At 46.2% G+C, this 17528-nt stretch carries 28 protein-coding genes and 1 pseudogene; all 29 read left to right on the plus strand.

The window, feature by feature from the left end:
• The first annotated feature begins 52 nt into the window (after positions 1-52).
• The 29 genes and pseudogenes from tuf to ACK28X_RS00920 all read left to right on the plus strand — a co-directional run bounded on the left by tuf (position 53) and on the right by ACK28X_RS00920 (position 17504).
• Positions 53-1227, plus strand: a pseudogene (gene tuf / locus ACK28X_RS00780) (elongation factor Tu).
• Between the two features lie 56 nt (positions 1228-1283).
• Positions 1284-1592, plus strand: coding sequence for a 30S ribosomal protein S10 (gene rpsJ / locus ACK28X_RS00785; protein ID WP_412057803.1), 309 nt, complete (start codon positions 1284-1286; stop codon positions 1590-1592).
• Between the two features lie 26 nt (positions 1593-1618).
• Positions 1619-2344 (plus strand): 50S ribosomal protein L3, encoded by a 726-nt coding sequence (rplC, locus tag ACK28X_RS00790; RefSeq protein ID WP_412057804.1) that lies wholly within the window; start codon positions 1619-1621, stop codon positions 2342-2344.
• Entirely contained in the window at positions 2344-2964 is a 621-nt protein-coding gene (gene rplD, locus ACK28X_RS00795) for a 50S ribosomal protein L4 (protein WP_412057805.1), read from the plus strand. The genes rplC and rplD overlap by 1 nt, the downstream gene beginning before the upstream one ends.
• Positions 2961-3254 carry a 50S ribosomal protein L23 gene (locus ACK28X_RS00800; protein WP_412057806.1) on the plus strand — a complete coding sequence of 98 codons (294 nt, stop codon included), beginning with the start codon at positions 2961-2963 and terminating at the stop codon, positions 3252-3254. Before rplD ends, ACK28X_RS00800 begins: the two co-directional genes overlap by 4 nt.
• Before the next feature lie 20 nt (positions 3255-3274).
• Entirely contained in the window at positions 3275-4108 is an 834-nt protein-coding gene (gene rplB / locus ACK28X_RS00805) for a 50S ribosomal protein L2 (protein WP_412057807.1), read from the plus strand.
• A 15-nt stretch (positions 4109-4123) separates the two neighbouring features.
• Positions 4124-4402 carry a 30S ribosomal protein S19 gene (gene rpsS, locus ACK28X_RS00810; RefSeq protein WP_412057808.1) on the plus strand — a complete coding sequence of 93 codons (279 nt, stop codon included), beginning with the start codon at positions 4124-4126 and terminating at the stop codon, positions 4400-4402.
• 2 nt (positions 4403-4404) lie between these two features.
• Positions 4405-4794, plus strand: a complete 390-nt coding sequence (rplV, locus tag ACK28X_RS00815; protein WP_412057809.1) for a 50S ribosomal protein L22 — start codon at positions 4405-4407, stop codon at positions 4792-4794.
• Complete coding sequence (gene rpsC, locus ACK28X_RS00820; RefSeq protein ID WP_412057810.1) at positions 4794-5504, plus strand: 30S ribosomal protein S3; 711 nt, start codon at positions 4794-4796, stop codon at positions 5502-5504. Before rplV ends, rpsC begins: the two co-directional genes overlap by 1 nt.
• A gap of 33 nt (positions 5505-5537) precedes the next feature.
• The gene (rplP, locus tag ACK28X_RS00825; RefSeq protein WP_412057811.1) at positions 5538-5951 is read left to right on the plus strand and encodes a 50S ribosomal protein L16; all 414 of its coding nucleotides are present in this window, start codon (positions 5538-5540) and stop codon (positions 5949-5951) included.
• Positions 5952-5961: 10 nt separating this feature from the next.
• Positions 5962-6162: a 50S ribosomal protein L29 gene (rpmC, locus tag ACK28X_RS00830; RefSeq protein ID WP_412057812.1), complete on the plus strand. Its 201-nt coding sequence runs from the start codon at positions 5962-5964 to the stop codon at positions 6160-6162.
• 11 nt (positions 6163-6173) lie between these two features.
• Positions 6174-6413 (plus strand): 30S ribosomal protein S17, encoded by a 240-nt coding sequence (gene rpsQ / locus ACK28X_RS00835; protein ID WP_412057813.1) that lies wholly within the window; start codon positions 6174-6176, stop codon positions 6411-6413.
• Between the two features lie 131 nt (positions 6414-6544).
• On the plus strand, positions 6545-6913 hold the full coding sequence (rplN, locus tag ACK28X_RS00840; protein ID WP_412057814.1) for a 50S ribosomal protein L14: 369 nt from the start codon (positions 6545-6547) through the stop codon (positions 6911-6913).
• Positions 6914-6923: 10 nt separating this feature from the next.
• On the plus strand, positions 6924-7238 hold the full coding sequence (gene rplX, locus ACK28X_RS00845; RefSeq protein ID WP_412057815.1) for a 50S ribosomal protein L24: 315 nt from the start codon (positions 6924-6926) through the stop codon (positions 7236-7238).
• Positions 7231-7788 carry a 50S ribosomal protein L5 gene (gene rplE, locus ACK28X_RS00850; RefSeq protein ID WP_412057816.1) on the plus strand — a complete coding sequence of 186 codons (558 nt, stop codon included), beginning with the start codon at positions 7231-7233 and terminating at the stop codon, positions 7786-7788. The genes rplX and rplE overlap by 8 nt, the downstream gene beginning before the upstream one ends.
• Before the next feature lie 24 nt (positions 7789-7812).
• Positions 7813-8118 carry a 30S ribosomal protein S14 gene (gene rpsN / locus ACK28X_RS00855; RefSeq protein WP_412057817.1) on the plus strand — a complete coding sequence of 102 codons (306 nt, stop codon included), beginning with the start codon at positions 7813-7815 and terminating at the stop codon, positions 8116-8118.
• A gap of 13 nt (positions 8119-8131) precedes the next feature.
• Complete coding sequence (gene rpsH / locus ACK28X_RS00860) at positions 8132-8530, plus strand: 30S ribosomal protein S8 (protein ID WP_412057818.1); 399 nt, start codon at positions 8132-8134, stop codon at positions 8528-8530.
• Positions 8531-8568: 38 nt separating this feature from the next.
• Complete coding sequence (gene rplF, locus ACK28X_RS00865; RefSeq protein WP_412057819.1) at positions 8569-9102, plus strand: 50S ribosomal protein L6; 534 nt, start codon at positions 8569-8571, stop codon at positions 9100-9102.
• A 12-nt stretch (positions 9103-9114) separates the two neighbouring features.
• The gene (gene rplR / locus ACK28X_RS00870) at positions 9115-9477 is read left to right on the plus strand and encodes a 50S ribosomal protein L18 (RefSeq protein WP_412057820.1); all 363 of its coding nucleotides are present in this window, start codon (positions 9115-9117) and stop codon (positions 9475-9477) included.
• Positions 9478-9527: 50 nt separating this feature from the next.
• On the plus strand, positions 9528-10088 hold the full coding sequence (gene rpsE, locus ACK28X_RS00875; protein ID WP_412057821.1) for a 30S ribosomal protein S5: 561 nt from the start codon (positions 9528-9530) through the stop codon (positions 10086-10088).
• Positions 10089-10118: 30 nt separating this feature from the next.
• Positions 10119-10325 (plus strand): 50S ribosomal protein L30, encoded by a 207-nt coding sequence (rpmD, locus tag ACK28X_RS00880; protein ID WP_412057822.1) that lies wholly within the window; start codon positions 10119-10121, stop codon positions 10323-10325.
• A gap of 18 nt (positions 10326-10343) precedes the next feature.
• Positions 10344-10829, plus strand: coding sequence for a 50S ribosomal protein L15 (rplO, locus tag ACK28X_RS00885; protein ID WP_412057823.1), 486 nt, complete (start codon positions 10344-10346; stop codon positions 10827-10829).
• Between the two features lie 301 nt (positions 10830-11130).
• Positions 11131-12477 carry a preprotein translocase subunit SecY gene (gene secY, locus ACK28X_RS00890; protein ID WP_412057824.1) on the plus strand — a complete coding sequence of 449 codons (1347 nt, stop codon included), beginning with the start codon at positions 11131-11133 and terminating at the stop codon, positions 12475-12477.
• Positions 12474-13064, plus strand: a complete 591-nt coding sequence (locus ACK28X_RS00895) for an adenylate kinase (protein ID WP_412057825.1) — start codon at positions 12474-12476, stop codon at positions 13062-13064. Before secY ends, ACK28X_RS00895 begins: the two co-directional genes overlap by 4 nt.
• 287 nt (positions 13065-13351) lie before the next feature.
• A complete protein-coding gene (gene rpsM / locus ACK28X_RS00900; RefSeq protein WP_412057826.1) occupies positions 13352-13720 on the plus strand; it encodes a 30S ribosomal protein S13 in 369 nt (122 codons plus the stop codon).
• Between the two features lie 292 nt (positions 13721-14012).
• Complete coding sequence (gene rpsK / locus ACK28X_RS00905; RefSeq protein WP_412057827.1) at positions 14013-14402, plus strand: 30S ribosomal protein S11; 390 nt, start codon at positions 14013-14015, stop codon at positions 14400-14402.
• A 91-nt stretch (positions 14403-14493) separates the two neighbouring features.
• Entirely contained in the window at positions 14494-15507 is a 1014-nt protein-coding gene (locus tag ACK28X_RS00910) for a DNA-directed RNA polymerase subunit alpha (RefSeq protein ID WP_412057828.1), read from the plus strand.
• Positions 15508-15524: 17 nt separating this feature from the next.
• Complete coding sequence (rplQ, locus tag ACK28X_RS00915) at positions 15525-15956, plus strand: 50S ribosomal protein L17 (RefSeq protein WP_412057829.1); 432 nt, start codon at positions 15525-15527, stop codon at positions 15954-15956.
• A 150-nt stretch (positions 15957-16106) separates the two neighbouring features.
• On the plus strand, positions 16107-17504 hold the full coding sequence (locus ACK28X_RS00920) for a DegQ family serine endoprotease (RefSeq protein WP_412057830.1): 1398 nt from the start codon (positions 16107-16109) through the stop codon (positions 17502-17504).
• Positions 17505-17528: the final 24 nt, after the last annotated feature.

Here is a 17528-nt window from a genome sequence, read left to right on the forward strand (position 1 = left end):
CGGTTACGTATAATGGAAACCTAGCCCTTGGGGCAGAATATGGAGAGCTCACATGGCAAAGAGCAAATTTGAACGTACGAAGCCGCATGTGAACATTGGCACGATTGGGCATGTTGATCATGGTAAGACATCCTTGACAGCAGCGATTACCAAATATTTTGGTGAATATCAGGCCTATGATCAAATTGATGCGGCGCCGGAAGAACGGGCTCGTGGGATTACGATTTCTACTGCGCACGTTGAATATGAAACTGAGGCGCGTCACTATGCGCATGTGGATTGTCCTGGTCACGCTGACTATGTAAAAAACATGATCACTGGTGCGGCACAAATGGATGGAGCCATTTTGGTAGTTTCTGCTGCTGATGGTCCAATGCCGCAGACCCGTGAGCACATTCTTTTGGCGCGTCAGGTTGGTGTGCCGGCGATTGTTGTTTTCTTGAATAAGGTTGATCAAGTTGATGACGAAGAGTTGTTAGAATTGGTGGAATTGGAAGTACGTGAACTTCTTTCTAAGTATGACTTTCCAGGCGATGATATCCCTATTGTGAAGGGTTCAGCTTTGGCGGCGTTAGAAGATTCTAATAAAGCGATTGGTGAAGATGCTGTACGTGCTTGATGGCTGAGGTAGATCGTTACATTCCAACGCCTGAGCGTCCTGTGGATCAACCTTTCTTGATGCCGGTTGAAGATGTATTTTCAATTTCTGGTCGTGGGACGGTGGCAACGGGTCGTGTTGAGCGTGGGATCGTCAAGGTTGGTGAAGAAGTTGAGATTATTGGTATTCGCCCTACCTCAAAGACCACGGTAACGGGTGTGGAAATGTTCCGCAAGCTTTTGGATCAAGGGCAAGCGGGTGATAATATTGGTGCTCTGTTGCGTGGTGTGGATCGCGAAGGGATTGAACGTGGGCAAGTTTTGGCAAAGCCTGGTTCAGTTACACCGCACACGAAGTTTAAGGCTGAGGCGTATATTTTGACCAAGGATGAAGGCGGTCGCCATACACCGTTTTTCACGAATTACCGTCCACAATTTTATTTCCGTACTACGGATGTGACAGGCATTGTTAGCTTGCCTGAAGGGACGGAAATGGTTATGCCTGGTGACAATGTGGCGATGGATGTGTCGTTGATTGTGCCGATTGCGATGGAAGAAAAGCTTCGGTTTGCAATTCGTGAAGGTGGCCGCACCGTTGGGGCGGGAATCGTTTCACAGATCGTTGAATAGTTGAGATTAATTGTTAAGGCGTGCTCTTGCACGCCGCATGACAGGGAAATGAAGGTATGAACGGTCAGAACATCCGCATTCGCTTGAAAGCGTTTGATCATCGGATTCTTGACGCTTCGACGCGGGAGATTGTATCGACCGCCAAGCGTACCGGTGCCAACGTCCGTGGTCCCATTCCGCTTCCAACGCGGATTGAGAAATTTACGGTCAATCGTGGGCCGCACATCCATAAGAAGAGCCGTGAGCAATTTGAAATGCGCACACATAAGCGTCTTCTTGATATTGTTGATCCGACGCCACAAACAGTGGACGCGCTGATGAAGCTCGATCTTTCTGCTGGTGTGGATGTTGAGATCAAGCTTTAAGGCTGGGGACAGAAGGAACGAACCCGATGCGTTCAGGTGTAATAGCACAGAAGCTGGGCATGACGCGTATCTATAACGATGCGGGCGAGCATGTACCTGTGACAGTACTACGTTTAGAAAATTGTCAGGTGGTAGCTCAGCGTACAGTAGAGAAGAATGGTTATACGGCTGTTCAATTAGGTGTAGGTCTTGCGAAGGTAAAGAATACTTCGCAGGCTTTGAGAGGGCATTTTGCAAAAGCTACGGTAGAACCCAAGGCAAAATTGGCTGAATTTCGTGTGAGTCCTGAGAATTTGCTTGATGTGGGTGCAGAAATCACTGCTGAGCATTTTGTTCCTGGGCAAAAGGTTGATGTGACGGGGACTTCAATTGGTAAGGGTTTCGCTGGTGTAATGAAGCGACACAACTTTGGTGGCCACCGTGCATCCCATGGTAATTCGATCACACATCGTGCTCATGGATCGACAGGCCAGCGCCAAGATCCAGGTAAAGTATTTAAGGGCAAAAAAATGGCTGGACACATGGGGAATACCCGTGTGACAACGCAGAATATTGAAGTTGTTTCTACAGATGTTGATCGTGGGTTGATTTTGGTGCGTGGAGCTGTTCCTGGCTCTAAGGGGGCATGGATTTTAGTGCGTGATGCTGTTAAAAGGAGCCTTCCAGACAATACGCCAAGGCCAGCGGGTTTGCGTCAAGTGGTGGAATCAAAAGTAGACGCTGAAGCCCCAGTAGCTCAGGGAGCTGAATAATGGATCTTACGATTACAACTTTGGAAGGAAAAGAGGCCGGTAAGTTAAAGGTTTCGGATGAAGTCTTTGGTTTAACTCCTCGGGAAGATATTTTGCAGCGGGTTGTCCGTTGGCAATTGGCTCGCCGTCAGCAAGGTACGCATCAGGTTCAAGGTCGTGCCGATGTATCGCGCACTGGGGCTAAGATGTATAAGCAAAAAGGAACAGGGCGGGCGCGCCATTCTTCGGCACGTGCTCCGCAGTTTCGCGGTGGTGGTAAAGCCCACGGTCCTGTTTCTCGTTTGCATGCTCATGATTTGCCAAAAAAAATTCGGGCACTTGGCCTGAAATTAGCTCTTTCTGCAAAGGCAAAAAACAATGACCTTATCATTGTTGATAATTTGGCTGCGGGTGAAGCAAAAACGAAACTGCTTGTTTCGAATTTTGCTAAGCTTGGACTTGCCAATGCTTTGTTGATTGGAGGACAAGAGGTGGATGCAAATTTCTCTCGTGCAGCGGCTAATATCCCTAATATTGATGTTTTGCCTGTACAAGGGATTAACGTTTATGACATTCTGCGTCGCGGCAAGCTTGTTTTGTCCAAAGCAGCTGTCGAGATCCTTGAGGAGCGTTTCAAATGACGGATCTTCGCCATTACGACGTAATTGTCAGTCCGGTTATTACCGAAAAATCAACCATGGTTTCTGAGTATAACCAAGTTGTGTTTAATGTCGCGCCGAAAGCGACAAAGCCTGAAATCAAGGCTGCTATTGAAGCGCTTTTTGGCGTAAAAGTGAAAGCAGTCAACACGGCGACCCGTAAGGGTAAAGTGAAACGGTTCAAAGGCGTTGTTGGTCGGCAGAGTGATGTGAAAAAAGCGATCGTGACGCTGGCTGAAGGTCAGTCTATCGACGTTTCGACAGGTCTTTAAGAGGCTCGGAGTTAAGAATAATGGCACTCAAGCACTTTAATCCGACCACGCCTGGGCAACGTCAGCTTGTTATTGTTGATCGTACGACTCTTTATAAGGGGAAACCTGTCAAGGCTTTGACTGAGGGTTTATCTTCTAAGGGTGGACGAAACAATTATGGACGAGTGACGGCTCGTTTCCAAGGTGGTGGTCATAAGCGTAGCTATCGTTTTGTTGATTTTAAACGTGAAAAACGTGATATGGTTGCAACAGTTGAGCGTTTGGAATATGATCCAAATCGTACAGCTTTTATTGCTCTTATTCGTTATGCAGACAACACTTTAAGTTATATCTTGGCGCCGCAAAGGCTTGCCGTTGGTGATGTCGTAATAGCGGGAAGTCAAGTGGACGTAAAACCTGGTAACGCTATGCCACTTGGTAATATGCCTGTAGGCACCATTATCCATAATGTGGAAATGAAGCCAGGCAAAGGTGGACAAATTGCTCGTTCAGCTGGCACCTACGCTCAATTGGTGGGGCGTGATCAAGGTATGGCGATCTTGCGTTTAAATTCGGGTGAGCAGCGGTTGGTTGCTGGTGCATGCTATGCAACGGTTGGGGCGGTTTCTAATCCAGATAACAGCAACATTAATGATGGAAAGGCTGGTCGTTCGCGTTGGCGGGGTAAACGGCCACATGTTCGTGGTGTTGCCATGAACCCGGTTGATCACCCTCATGGGGGAGGTGAAGGACGTACGTCAGGCGGTCGTCATCCAGTCTCGCCTTGGGGGCAGCCTACAAAGGGTAAACGCACTCGCTCAAACAAGGCGACTGATAAATTTATCATGCGCTCACGTCATCAGCGCAAAAAGTAAGAGAGGTAGTCTAAAGTGGCTCGTTCAGTTTGGAAAGGACCGTTTGTCGATGGCTATCTTCTCAAGAAAGCTGAGAAGGTACGTAGCGGCGGTCGCAATGAAGTTATTAAAATGTGGAGTCGGCGCTCCACTATTCTGCCGCAATTTGTGGGCTTGACCTTTGGGGTTTACAATGGAAGCAAGCATGTGCCTGTTTCTGTATCCGAAGAGATGGTTGGGCATAAGTTTGGCGAATTCGCTCCCACGCGGACCTATTATGGTCATGGTGCGGATAAGAAAGCGAAGAGGAAGTAACCATGGGCAAAGCTAAGGCTCCACGCCAGCTTAAAGATAATGAGGCGCAAGCTGTTGCGCGGACAATTCGTGTTAGTCCCCAGAAATTAAATTTGGTAGCTGCGATGATTCGTGGCAAGCCTGTAGCGCGGGCGTTGGCTGATTTGACATTTTCTCGCAAGCGTATAGCGGCTGTGGTGAAAAAAACTTTAGAGTCGGCGATTGCTAATGCGGAAAACAACCATGATCTTGATGTAGATTCTTTGGTTGTTTCTCAGGCTCATGTTGGCAAATCGATTGTGATGAAACGTTTTCATGTGCGTGGTCGTGGAAAGGCAAGTCGGATTGAACGACCTTTCTCTCATTTGACTATTGTCGTACGTGAAGCTACCGCTAAAGGGGAGGCCGTTTGATGGGTCAGAAGATTAATCCAATTGGTTTGCGTTTGGGGATTAACCGTACATGGGATTCGCGTTGGTATGCAGATACGGGTGAATATGGTTCCCTTTTGCATGAGGATTTAAAGATTCGTGAATTTCTTATGCGGGACTTGAAACAAGCAGCGATTTCTAAGGTTGTAATTGAGCGGCCTCATAAGAAGTGCCGTGTTACTATTCACGCTGGGCGTCCCGGTTTAATTATTGGGAAAAAGGGCGCGGATATTGAGAAATTGCGTCGTAAGTTAGCGCAAATGACAAATGCTGATACGTCTTTGAATATTGTTGAGGTTCGTAAACCAGAAGTTGATGCAACTTTAATTGCGCAATCAATTGCCCAACAATTGGAAAGACGGGTGGCTTTTCGGCGTGCGATGAAACGTGCAGTACAGTCGGCCATGCGGCTTGGTGCTGAGGGTATTCGAATTAACTGTGCGGGCCGCCTTGGTGGTGCAGAAATCGCGCGAATGGAGTGGTATCGCGAAGGGCGTGTGCCTCTTCACACATTGCGCGCTGATGTTGATTATGGTACGGCAGAGGCAGAGACCGCTTATGGGATTTGCGGTGTTAAAGTATGGGTATTTAAAGGTGAAATCCTTGAACATGACCCGATGGCTTCTGAACGCCGTGCTTTGGAAAGTGATAATCAAGGTTCTGCAGGGAACCGTCGTCGCGAAAACGCTTAAGACGCGTTGCGAGACAGATTGGAGTGAAGAACAATGTTGCAGCCAAAACGCACAAAGTTCCGTAAGCAGTTTAAGGGTCGTATTCATGGCGCTTCGAAGGGCGGGACGGAACTAAATTTTGGTGCTTACGGCCTAAAGGCTCTTGAGCCAGAGCGTATTACAGCGCGCCAAATTGAAGCTGCTCGGCGTGTGATTACGCGTCATATGAAGCGTACGGGACGCGTGTGGATTCGTATTTTTCCTGACGTGCCTGTAACCTCCAAACCAACTGAGGTGCGGATGGGTAAAGGGAAGGGTAGTGTTGACTATTGGGCTTCTCGTGTGGCACCAGGCCGAATTATGTTTGAGCTTGACGGAGTGCCAGAAAGTGTGGCACGAGAAGCATTGCGCTTAGGTGCTGCTAAATTGCCTATAAAAACACGTTTCATCCAGCGCATAGCTGAATAAGGGGTTAGCGATGAAAGCCGCAGAAATCCGAGCGCAAACGCTCGATCAAATGACCGATGAGTTGGTGAAGTTGAAGAAAGAGCAATTTAATCTGCGCTTTCAAAAAGCAACGGGCCAATTAGAAAAAACCGCACGTGTAAAACAAATTCGTCGTGACATTGCACGTATTAAAACCATTGCCCGCCAGAAGGCGGTCGAAAGCAAGGCTTAAGGAAGTAAGACATGCCTAAACGCATTCTGCAGGGTGTTGTTGTCAGCGATAAGAGCGACAAAACTGTTGTTGTAAAGGTGGAGCGTCGATATTCGCACCCGCTTCTCCAAAAAACGGTTCGTCAATCGAAAAAATACAAAGCGCATGATGAACATAACCAATTTAAAACTGGGGATCAGGTTTTTATTCAAGAATCAAAACCAATCTCTAAAGATAAACGCTGGATTGTTGTTGTAGACGGTGCAGCGTAAGGAGCGTAACTTATTATAGGATTAGTGGGAAATCTCAATAATTTTATAAGAAGTTAAATCATTGTTTGACAGGCAAGTCCGGATGTGTCAGAGGCACAGCCGGACGAAACATTAAGAGAAGGCGGCCAGTCATGATTCAGATGCAAACAAACCTCGATGTTGCGGATAATTCTGGCGCTCGTCGTGTCATGTGCATCAAGGTGCTGGGCGGCTCGAAACGGAAATATGCTTCAGTAGGCGATATCATCGTCGTTTCTGTTAAGGAAGCTATTCCTCGTGGCCGCGTAAAAAAAGGTGATGTGATGAAAGCTGTGGTGGTGCGTACCGCCAAGGATATTCGTCGTGCAGATGGTAGCGTTATTCGTTTTGACCATAATGCTGCTGTTTTAGTGGATAATAAGAAAGAGCCGATCGGTACACGTATCTTTGGACCGGTTCCCCGCGAGCTTCGTGGAAAGAACCATATGAAGATCATTTCGCTCGCTCCTGAAGTATTGTAGGAGAGGTTCGATGCAAAAGATCCGTAAAGGCGATAAAGTGGTTGTTTTGTCCGGTAAGGATAAAGGGCGTGATGGTGAAGTGCTTAAAGTGCTACCTAAAGAAGGTATGGCCATTATAGGTGGCATCAATATGGTAAAACGTCATCAACGTCAGACCCAAACGCAAGAAGCTGGGATTATTTCCAAAGAAGCGCCGATTAATCTGTCGAATTTGGCGGTGAAAGACCCCAAGGATGGTAAGCCTACCCGTGTTGGTTTCCGTATTGAGGCAGACGGCAAGAAAGTCCGTATTGCCAAACGTTCGGGAGAACTGATTAATGGCTGAGAAAAAGCAAGAATCGCGTATGAAAGCGCATTATCTTGAAGTGGTGTGTTCGGCTCTTCAAGAAAAGTTTAAATACGAAAATGTTATGCAGATCCCTCGTATTGAAAAAATTGTTATCAATATGGGGGTTGGCGAAGCGACAGCTGATTCAAAAAAACCTGCAATTGCTGCTGAAGATTTAGCTTTGATAGCTGGGCAAAAAGCTGTTGTGACTAAGGCACGTAATTCTATCGCTACCTTTAAGGTGCGTGAGGGAATGCCTTTGGGTGCAAAAGTAACATTGCGTAAAGAGCGCATGTATGAGTTTTTAGATCGTTTGATTACGATTGCATTGCCACGGGTTCGTGACTTTCGTGGTCTTAATCCTAAGAGTTTTGATGGTCGTGGTAATTTCGCCATGGGTATCAAAGAACACATTGTGTTCCCAGAAATCAATTATGACAAAGTTGATCAAATTTGGGGTATGGATATCATCGTTTGTACGACGGCGAAAACGGATGATGAAGCGCGTGAGTTGTTGCGTGCTTTTAATTTTCCGTTCCGTTCGTAACGGCAAGCGTAGCGAGGTATAATTATGGCCAAAGTAAGTGCCGTTGAGAAAAATAAGCATCGTAGAGAACTAACAAAGCGTTATGCAAGTCGTAGGGCGCGGTTGAAATCTATTGTTATGGATCAGAATCTGCCCTTGGAAGAGCGTTTTAAAGCGACAATTCAATTAGCAGAAATGCCCCGTAATTCGGCAAAGGTTCGTATTCGTAACCGTTGCGAGGTTTCAGGTCGCCCTCGTGCTTATTATCGAAAATTGCAGATGTCACGGATTGCCTTGCGTGAATTGGGTTCGCTTGGTTATATTCCTGGTATTGTGAAGTCTAGCTGGTAGAGGAGAATAAGCGATGTCTATGTCAGATCCTCTCGGCGATATGTTGACGCGTATCCGCAATGCTCTTGGTCGTAAAAAGACTGCAGTTATGACTCCTGCCTCAAAATTACGTGCTCGTGTGCTTGATGTTTTGCAAGCTGAAGGTTACATTCGTGGCTATACACAGGTCGATTTTGATAATGGAAAGTCAGAAATTGAAATTGAGCTGAAATATTATGAAGGCGCTCCAGTTATCCGTGAGATTGCGCGGATTTCAAAGCCTGGTCGTCGTGTTTATGTATCTGCAAAATCAATCCCGCAGGTAGCTAATGGCTTAGGGATTTCTATTTTATCAACCCCAAAGGGGGTGATGGCTGATCATGAGGCACGCGAACAGAATGTTGGTGGGGAGCTTCTCTGCCGAATCTTCTGATTGGTGGGGAATAAACGGAAGAAAGACAGGTTAAAACAATGTCTCGTATTGGTAAAAAACCCGTTCCGGTTCCTGCTGGTGTTACAGCCACTGTTGACGGGCAGTTGGTGAAGGCTAAAGGGCCTAAAGGCGAACTGAGCTATATTGTAAATGATGAAGTTTTAGTGAAGCTTGAAGATAATGCCGTTTCGGTTGCACCGCGGGATGATTCAAAGGATGCACGTTCCAAATGGGGGATGTCGCGTTCAATGGTTGAAAATATCTTTATCGGCGTAAAAGATGGCTTTGAAAAGAAGCTTGAAATTAACGGGGTGGGATATCGTGCGGCGATGCAGGGAAAAAATCTGCAATTGGCACTTGGTTTCTCGCATGATGTGGTTTATCAAGTGCCTACTGGGGTCAGTGTTGTGGTGCCAAAGCCTACTGAAATTGTGGTTTCTGGTATTGATAAGCAACTGGTTGGCCAAGTGGCGGCTGAAATCCGTGAGTATCGTGGACCTGAGCCTTATAAGGGTAAGGGTGTGAAATATGCGAATGAGCGTATCGTTCGCAAAGAAGGTAAGAAGAAATAAGGAATTCGCGTTATGGCTTCGCCTAAAGAAATTCTTCAGCGCCGCGCCCAGCGGGTTCGTCGCCAAGTTAAAGCGGTTGCTAACGGTCGTTTGCGACTTAGTGTTCATCGCTCTAACCAGAATATTTATGCGCAGATTATTGATGATTTGCGTGGTCATACAGTAGCTGCTGCTGGTACTCTTGATGCAGAGTTGAAAAAAACTTTGCAAAAAGGCAATGATAAAGTAGCTGCTAGCGCGGTTGGTAAGCTGATTGCTGAACGTGCAAAACAAGTTGGTGTTCAGGACGTGGTTTTTGATCGTGGCGCATATATTTACCATGGTCGTGTGAAGGCTTTGGCTGAAGCCGCGCGTGAAGGCGGTTTACAGTTCTAAGCGTCTATCTAGTAAGTAACGTGCTTCCGGAAAAGAAAAAGGAATGAGGAATGGCACAAAAAGAACGGAATAATCGCGACGAACGTCGTGAAGAACGCGATAGCGAGTTTGTTGACAAGCTTGTCCATATTAATCGTGTGGCAAAGGTTGTTAAAGGTGGCCGCCGTTTTGGTTTCGCTGCACTTGTTGTTGTGGGAGATCAAAAAGGTCGTGTTGGCTTTGGCCATGGTAAAGCCCGTGAAGTTCCAGAAGCTATTCGTAAAGCGACTGAGGCTGCCAAACGTGAGATGATCTATGTGCCCCTACGTTCAGGGCGGACATTGCACCACGATATTGAAGGGCGCCATGGAGCAGGGCGTGTTCTATTGCGTGCAGCATCTGCTGGTACGGGGATTATCGCTGGGGGGCCTATGCGTGCAGTATTTGAAACTTTGGGTATGCAGGATGTAGTGGCAAAATCCTTAGGATCTTCCAATCCTTATAATATGGTGCGTGCTACCTTTGATGCTTTAAAACATCAAATGCACCCTAAAAGCATTGCCGCCCAGCGTGGTATTAAATATTCGACCTTGCAGGCACGTCGCCAGCATCTGGTCGGTTCGGAAGAATAGTCCCCGGACTTATCAGAGAGGAATTGAGATATGACTGAGGATAAAACTCAGGGTAATAAAACTGTTACCGTGGAGCAAATTGGAAGCCCAATTCGCCGTCCACAAATTCAACGGGCGACCCTAAAAGGTCTTGGGTTAAATAAAATGCATCGCCGCAAAACCTTGCAGGATACACCTGCTGTGCGGGGGATGATTGCTAGGGTACAGCACCTTGTGCGTATCGTGGATGAGAGCTGAGCGCGGGAGTATTAAATTATGAAACTCAATGAACTGCGTGATTGTGAAGGCGCGACAAAAAACCGTAAGCGGATTGGTCGTGGTATTGGTTCTGGTACTGGAAAGACTGGCGGCCGTGGTGTAAAGGGGCAAAATTCCCGTTCAGGTGTAGCGATTAACGGGTTTGAAGGTGGGCAAATGCCTATCTACCGTCGTTTGCCAAAGCGCGGGTTTAAAAATCCTTTCAGTAAGGTCTATAATGAAGTGTCATTAGGTCGTCTACAAGCGGCGATTGATGCTGGTAAGTTAAATGGTAATCAACTCATTGATTTTACTGCTTTGAAAGAGGCTGGCGTTGTGCGCCGTGAAAGAGATGGCATTCGCCTTTTGGCCGGGGGTACTTTGACCACTAAGGTGGTTGTAGCGGTAACTGGTGCTTCAGCGGGGGCTATTGCTCAGGTGGAAGCTTTGGGTGGCCAAGTGCAAGTGCTTAAAGCGAAAAATGAAGATAAGGCTATGTCGTAATTAACGGCCGCGTTTTACTGTAATAATTTAAGAACGGCCCGATTGGAGAGTCCAATTCGGGCTATTTCTTTAATACATCCTTTAAATATATATAGCTTTTCTTGGTGTTTATGATTAAAATGCGGCTGCTAAGGGTTTATAAAGTGTTATGGGAGTCCCTTGCATAAAAAGGCGATGAGCATTAGATTATTGGTGGGTTGCCTATTGGGGCGGCTTTGGCATATTATACCGCTATTTGTCGCATAAAATATTATGACAGAACTTTGATTCCATCGAAATGTGTCTGAAGTGGAGAAATTGAATGGCATCAGCCGCAGAGCAACTTGCTTCTAATATGAATTTTGGCGCCTTTTCGCGCGCTACGGAGTTAAAGCAACGGATCTGGTTTACCCTAGGCGCGTTGTTGGTTTATCGTTTTGGTACTTATATCCCTATGCCAGGGGTCAATGTAGAAGCGTTGCGCCAAACTTTCGCGCAACATGCTTCAGGTGTTTTAGGCTTCTTCAATTTATTTGCTGGGGGCGCTGTAGGGCGAATGGCCATTTTTGCGTTGGGGATAATGCCTTATATATCAGCTTCAATTATTGTACAATTGTTAACCTCTGTTATCCCTTCTTTGGAGGCCTTGAAAAAAGAAGGAGAATCAGGGCGCAAAGTTATCAACCAATATACGCGTTATGGCACGGTGTTTCTTGCGATGATTCAAGCCTATGGGATTGCTGTAGCTCTTGAGTCTGGACTCGGGTCTGGGTTACAGATTATCGCCGATCCAGGGCTTTTTTTTCGCGTTTCGGCGGTGATTACGCTCGTCGGTGGTACGATGTTTTTGATGTGGCTTGGGGAGCAGATCACTTCTCGTGGGATTGGGAATGGTATATCGCTAATTATCTTCACGGGGATCGTTGCTAATTTACCTTCGGCGCTGGCGCAATTGCTCACTGCTCATAGCCAAGCTGATTTATCAACCTTTACTTTGATTGCTATTGTGGCAATTGTAGTTGCGGTAATCATGGTGATTGTCTTCATTGAACGGGCACAGCGTCGGATTTTGATTCAATATCCTAAGCGGCAAGTGGGTAATCGTATGTTTCAGGGTGAAACTTCACATCTACCGCTTAAGTTAAACACAGCGGGGGTTATTCCGCCTATTTTTGCTTCTTCTTTGTTGATGTTACCTGCGACGGTGAATAATTTTTCTAGCAATATGCCACAATGGTTGCAAAATCTTTCATTTGCGTTGAGTCATGGTCAGCCACTTTATATGCTGATTTATGCTGCCCTTATGGCTTTTTTCTGCTTCTTTTACACAGCTATTGTTTTTAATCCTAAGGAAACAGCGGATCAATTGAAGAAACATTCTGGTTTCGTGCCGGGTATCCGCCCAGGCGAGCGTACTGCTGATTATATTGATTATGTATTAACCCGCATTACGGTGGTGGGCGCCATTTATATTATTCTAGTGTGTTTATTACCAGAATTTATGACGTCTGCCCTGCATGTGCCATTTTATCTTGGTGGAACATCTTTATTGATTGTTGTTACTGTGACATTGGATACAGTAGCTCAGATCCAAGGTCATTTGATGGCACATCAATATGATAGTTTGTTAAAAAAGTCAAAATTACGGGGGGGGAGGAGAAATCAATGAAACTTATCCTTTTTGGTCCTCCGGGAGCGGGAAAAGGCACGCAAGCAAAAATTTTAACGGAACGCTATTCTCTTGTTCAATTGTCGACGGGCGATATGTTGCGTGCTGCTGTAGCTGCACAAACAGAAATCGGTAAAAAAGCTCAAACGGTGATGGATGCGGGTGGATTGGTTTCGGATGAGATTGTTAACCAAATCGTGGCAGAACGTATTGAAGCTCCAGATTGCGCTAAAGGCTTTATCCTAGATGGCTATCCTCGCACAATAGAGCAAGCAGAAGCTTTGCAGAAGATTTTGGCGACAAAAAACAGTAAACTTGATGCGGTTATTGAATTTGTTGTTGACGAAGCGGTACTTTTGGAGAGGATTCAGCAGCGGGTAAACGATATGCTTTCGGTTGGTGGGACAGTGCGTTCGGACGATAATCCTGAAACCTTTGCTTTGCGTCTTAAAGCTTATCGCGAAAAGACTGCCCCCCTTTCAGCTTTTTATGCCCAAACAGGACAGCTGAAGAAGATTGATGGTATGGCGCCGGTGGAAAAAGTGGCCGAAACTATTGCTACTTTGTTAGAGAAGACGCCTAGATGAGAGATAGATTATTATACAGTGGCTAGTCTGCTATTAGTTTGTCGGGCGGTGTTTGACACCTGTAATTCCACACGGGGGGCGGCTTACAGTGTAGGTAAGTACGTTTGCTTTAGGGGCTTAAGCCTTGTGAAAGGGGGCAGAAGACAGTTGACTTTTTGACAAGAATAGGCCAAAGACAATTAAATTTCGTTTACTCAGGGTTGGATTCGACCTATAGTCGATTCTAGCGGTCGTATTTTTAGGTGTTTTCACCTTGAAGTTAATCAACATAGTTAAGGAGAATAGGCGTGGCTCGTATTGCTGGCGTCAACATCCCAACAAATAAGCGCGTGGTTATTGCGCTTCAATATATTCATGGGATTGGACGAAAATTTGCGCAGGAAATCGTTAAAAAGGCAGGCATTCCTGCTGAGCGTCGGGTGAATGAACTTTCGGATGCGGATGTTCTGCAAATTCGTGAAGCCATTGACCGTGATTATCAAGTGGAAGGGGATCTTCGTCGTGAAGTGGCGATGAATATTAAACGCTTGATGGATCTTGGTTGTTATCGTGGTTTGCGACACCGTCGTTCCTTGCCGGTTCGTGGGCAACGCACACATACTAATGCGCGTACCCGTAAAGGGCCAGCAAAGGCTATCGCTGGGAAGAAAAAGTAATGGCTTTTACGGATCGAAATCATTCGCTTGTTTTAGTCTTGGCGGGTGGTTGTGTCGTTTTGTTGGGCAAAGGGGGCTTTGAAACATTAAGTTATTGATGGCCAGTTTTAATGGCCGTTATCCACGGATGGCTCTTTATAAAAGGGCAGAACCATATGTAAATGATTTGGTATTTATTGAATCACGTACATCGGTTAGATCTGTGAAAAGAAGGAAGCCAAGTTTTTTACATGCTTGGCTTTAGGTGGAGCCGCTGGTAGTACGGCGGTGAAGAGATCAAGAAAGGACAGTTATGGCAAAGGAAGCCACACGTATTCGCCGCCGCGAACGTAAAAATATTTCGTCGGGTGTCGCTCATGTGAATTCAACCTTTAACAATACTTTGATCACCATTACAGATGCCCAAGGCAATACTATTGCTTGGTCTTCAGCTGGGGTGCAAGGTTTTAAGGGCTCACGTAAAGCAACGCCTTTTGCCGCGCAGGTTGCTGCAGAAGATTGCGCAAAAAAAGCTCAAGAACACGGCATGCGTTCTTTAGAGGTAGAGGTTTGTGGGCCTGGATCTGGACGTGAATCAGCTTTACGTGCTTTGCAAGCTGCGGGGTTTGTGATTACTTCCATTCGCGATGTCACCCCCATTCCGCACAATGGTTGCCGTCCGCGCAAGAAACGGCGCGTTTAATTTGTTATTGTTTTTCATTGCCAGCTTTGCTGGCGTTCAGACTGGCCGTTGCGAATGAATGGCAGCGGAAGTAAAGAACAGGAATAGACATATGATCCAGAAAAACTGGCAAGAATTGATCAAACCAAGCAAAGTTAATTTTGTTGGGCGGGGCGATGCAAATAAGGTTGTTGTAGTGGCCGAACCTTTAGAACGAGGTTTTGGCTTGACCCTGGGAAATGCTTTGCGGCGTGTTCTTCTTTCTTCTTTGCGGGGGGCGGCGATTACTGCTGTTCAGATTGATGGCGTTTTGCACGAATTTTCTTCTATTACTGGCGTGCGTGAAGATGTGACAGATATTGTTCTGAATATCAAAGAGATCGCTATCCGTATGGAAGAAGAGGGTCCAAAGCGGATGGTTATCCGTAAATCTGGGCCTGGTGTTGTGACGGCAGGCGATATTCAGACTGTCGGAGATGTGGAAATTCTTAATCCGGAACATGTAATTTGCACCCTTGATCAGGGCACAGAAATTCGGATGGAGTTTATAGTCAACAACGGTAAGGGCTATGTGCCTGCTGATCGCAACCGTGCTGAAGATGCTCCAATTGGGCTTATCCCTATCGATAGTCTTTATTCGCCCGTGCGTAAAGTCTCTTATAAAGTAGAAAACACACGGGAAGGTCAGGTTTTGGACTATGATAAATTGACCTTGAGTGTGGAAACCAATGGCGCGGTAAGTGGTGAAGATGCGATTGCTTATGCAGCACGTATTTTGCAGGATCAACTGTCGGTCTTTGTAAACTTTGAAGAGCCGCAAAAAGAAGCGTTGCAAGAACAAGTTTCTGAACTGGCCTTTAATCCAGCGCTATTGAAAAAGGTGGATGAACTAGAACTTTCGGTTCGTTCGGCCAACTGCCTAAAGAACGACAATATTGTATATATTGGCGATCTTATTCAAAAATCGGAATCTGAAATGCTTCGGACGCCGAATTTTGGCCGTAAATCCCTAAATGAGATCAAAGAAGTTTTGGCGTCTATGGGGCTACATCTGGGAATGGAGATTCCTGCGTGGCCACCAGAAAACATTGATGATCTCGCTAAACGTTATGAAGATCAATATTAATCTGAAGGAGAAGGCTCATGCGCCATGGAAACTCAGGCCGCAAGCTGAACCGGACTGCTAGTCATCGTAAAGCAATGTTTGCCAATATGGCTGTTGCCCTTATCGAGCACGAACAGATCGTTACTACGCTGCCAAAAGCTAAAGAAATTCGTCCTATTGTTGAAAAACTAGTAACGCTTGGGAAGCGGGGTGATTTGCATGCGCGGCGTCAAGCAATTGCTGCTATGCGTGATGTAAAGCAAGTGGCTAAGCTCTTTGATACTCTGGCACCACGCTATGCCACTCGTAACGGCGGCTATTTGCGCATTATGAAAGCTGGCTTTAGAGCAGGCGATAATGCTCCCCTAGCTGTTATTGAATTCGTTGATCGCGATGTAGATGCTAAGGGCGCAGCCGATAAAGCGCGGCTGGCGGCTGAAGCTTTGGTTGATGAGGCTAACGCCGCTTAAGTGGCAATTCTGTATTGCTATTTAGAAAATAAATGCACTGTATATGTGATAATTAACCGCCCATACGGGCGGTTTTTTCATTTGTTTTCTAAAATATGTTGGTATTATGCTTCACCGTTTCCATATAATAGACGAGAATAGGGGTGTTGCATGCGGTTTTTGAGAAATTTCAAGACTCTTTTGATCGGCGGGCTACTTATAGCGTTTCCTGTTTATGCTCAAGCAGAGATTCCACAAAGTAGGGAACAAATTACCTTTTCTTTTGCCCCTCTTGTAAAAAAAGCCATTCCCGCTGTGGTGAATATTTATGCAGCACGCCAAGTAAGATCCCGCTCACCTTTCACGGGTGATCCGTTTTTTGAACAGTTTTTTGGGCGCCAATTTTCTCAAGGTCCCGCTCGTATTCAATCATCTCTAGGGTCGGGGGTGATTGTTGATCCGAGTGGCTTGGTGGTGACGAATTATCATGTGATCCGAGATGCCGATGATATCAAGGTGGCTCTATCGGATGGTCGCGCGTTTGAAAGCGTAGTAATGCTTAAAGACGAGGCGTCGGATATCGCAATTTTAAAAATTGAAACAAAGGCGGGCACGTTTTCTACGTTAGCATTGGGAGATTCTGATACGGTAGAGGTGGGCGATTTGGTATTGGCAATTGGCAATCCTTTTGGGGTAGGGCAAACCGTGACAAGTGGTATTGTTTCGGCTAATGCGCGTACCCGTGTGGGCATTTCTGATTTAGATTTTTTTATTCAAACGGATGCGGCGATTAACCCAGGCAATTCTGGGGGAGCTTTGGTGAATATGAAAGGTCAGCTTATTGGTATTAACACAGCAATTTATTCTCGTTCTGGCGGGTCGGTCGGGATTGGCTTTGCTATTCCGGCAAATTTGGTACGTGCTGTGGTAGATGCGGCGAAGCGTGGAAGTAAATATTTCGAGCCTCCTTATATCGGCGCGGCCTTTCAAGCGATCACTAGAGATGTTGCAGAAGGTTTGGGGATGGATCGCCCTTCGGGCGCAATTGTGAGTACGGTAGTAGCAGACGGTCCCGCCGCTAAAGCAGGGATTAAAGTGGGGGATGTAGTAATAAAAGTCCAAGGTCAAAAGGTAGAAAATCCTGACAGCCTCCTTTATCGCCTGATGACGGCTCGGGTGGGCGATATTCTTGTTTTGACTTATATAAGAGATGGAAAGGTGGCGCGGGTATCTGTACCCATTGAGATGCCTAATCACGACATGCGAGTGCAAGCTATAAAAATTACTGGTGACTCCCCTTTTTCTGGATTAAGTTTGATGGCATTGACGCCGAACACCAGCGGCCGTTTTCATCTTTCCTCCGGCGCGCAAGGGCTTGTGGTTGATAATATAGCGCGCGGAAGTTTAGCGGCGCGATTTTTTCAAACGGGCGATGTATTGCGAGAGGTGAATGGAACGCGCCTTACCACTATTGATGATCTGCGTCGCATTTTAGAGGGGAAAAAACCTCTTTTCTGGCGGTTTGAATATATGAGGAATGGAGTATTAATTCAACAATATATTCGTTAAGCTTTGGAATCGTGTATTGAGGGA

Source organism: Bartonella sp. DGB2, assembly GCF_046843095.1.
Lineage (GTDB): Bacteria > Pseudomonadota > Alphaproteobacteria > Rhizobiales > Rhizobiaceae > Bartonella.

Bases quoted from the DNA above. Each gene is read 5' to 3' on its own strand.
- ACK28X_RS00895 (WP_412057825.1), top strand. From the start codon at position 12,474: ATGAAACTTATCCTTTTTGGTCCTCCGGGAGCGGGAAAAGGCACGCAA.
- ACK28X_RS00920 (WP_412057830.1), top strand. From the start codon at position 16,107: ATGCGGTTTTTGAGAAATTTCAAGACTCTTTTGATCGGCGGGCTACTT.
- rpmD (WP_412057822.1), top strand. From the start codon at position 10,119: ATGACTGAGGATAAAACTCAGGGTAATAAAACTGTTACCGTGGAGCAA.
- rplC (WP_412057804.1), top strand. From the start codon at position 1,619: ATGCGTTCAGGTGTAATAGCACAGAAGCTGGGCATGACGCGTATCTAT.
- rplB (WP_412057807.1), top strand. From the start codon at position 3,275: ATGGCACTCAAGCACTTTAATCCGACCACGCCTGGGCAACGTCAGCTT.
- ACK28X_RS00800 (WP_412057806.1), top strand. From the start codon at position 2,961: ATGACGGATCTTCGCCATTACGACGTAATTGTCAGTCCGGTTATTACC.
- rplN (WP_412057814.1), top strand. From the start codon at position 6,545: ATGATTCAGATGCAAACAAACCTCGATGTTGCGGATAATTCTGGCGCT.
- rpsC (WP_412057810.1), top strand. From the start codon at position 4,794: ATGGGTCAGAAGATTAATCCAATTGGTTTGCGTTTGGGGATTAACCGT.
- rplV (WP_412057809.1), top strand. From the start codon at position 4,405: ATGGGCAAAGCTAAGGCTCCACGCCAGCTTAAAGATAATGAGGCGCAA.
- ACK28X_RS00910 (WP_412057828.1), top strand. From the start codon at position 14,494: ATGATCCAGAAAAACTGGCAAGAATTGATCAAACCAAGCAAAGTTAAT.
- rpsE (WP_412057821.1), top strand. From the start codon at position 9,528: ATGGCACAAAAAGAACGGAATAATCGCGACGAACGTCGTGAAGAACGC.
- rplR (WP_412057820.1), top strand. From the start codon at position 9,115: ATGGCTTCGCCTAAAGAAATTCTTCAGCGCCGCGCCCAGCGGGTTCGT.
- rpsQ (WP_412057813.1), top strand. From the start codon at position 6,174: ATGCCTAAACGCATTCTGCAGGGTGTTGTTGTCAGCGATAAGAGCGAC.
- rpsK (WP_412057827.1), top strand. From the start codon at position 14,013: ATGGCAAAGGAAGCCACACGTATTCGCCGCCGCGAACGTAAAAATATT.
- rplX (WP_412057815.1), top strand. From the start codon at position 6,924: ATGCAAAAGATCCGTAAAGGCGATAAAGTGGTTGTTTTGTCCGGTAAG.
- rplO (WP_412057823.1), top strand. From the start codon at position 10,344: ATGAAACTCAATGAACTGCGTGATTGTGAAGGCGCGACAAAAAACCGT.
- rpsN (WP_412057817.1), top strand. From the start codon at position 7,813: ATGGCCAAAGTAAGTGCCGTTGAGAAAAATAAGCATCGTAGAGAACTA.
- rplE (WP_412057816.1), top strand. From the start codon at position 7,231: ATGGCTGAGAAAAAGCAAGAATCGCGTATGAAAGCGCATTATCTTGAA.
- rpmC (WP_412057812.1), top strand. From the start codon at position 5,962: ATGAAAGCCGCAGAAATCCGAGCGCAAACGCTCGATCAAATGACCGAT.
- secY (WP_412057824.1), top strand. From the start codon at position 11,131: ATGGCATCAGCCGCAGAGCAACTTGCTTCTAATATGAATTTTGGCGCC.
- rplP (WP_412057811.1), top strand. From the start codon at position 5,538: ATGTTGCAGCCAAAACGCACAAAGTTCCGTAAGCAGTTTAAGGGTCGT.
- rplF (WP_412057819.1), top strand. From the start codon at position 8,569: ATGTCTCGTATTGGTAAAAAACCCGTTCCGGTTCCTGCTGGTGTTACA.
- rplD (WP_412057805.1), top strand. From the start codon at position 2,344: ATGGATCTTACGATTACAACTTTGGAAGGAAAAGAGGCCGGTAAGTTA.
- rplQ (WP_412057829.1), top strand. From the start codon at position 15,525: ATGCGCCATGGAAACTCAGGCCGCAAGCTGAACCGGACTGCTAGTCAT.
- rpsJ (WP_412057803.1), top strand. From the start codon at position 1,284: ATGAACGGTCAGAACATCCGCATTCGCTTGAAAGCGTTTGATCATCGG.
- rpsH (WP_412057818.1), top strand. From the start codon at position 8,132: ATGTCTATGTCAGATCCTCTCGGCGATATGTTGACGCGTATCCGCAAT.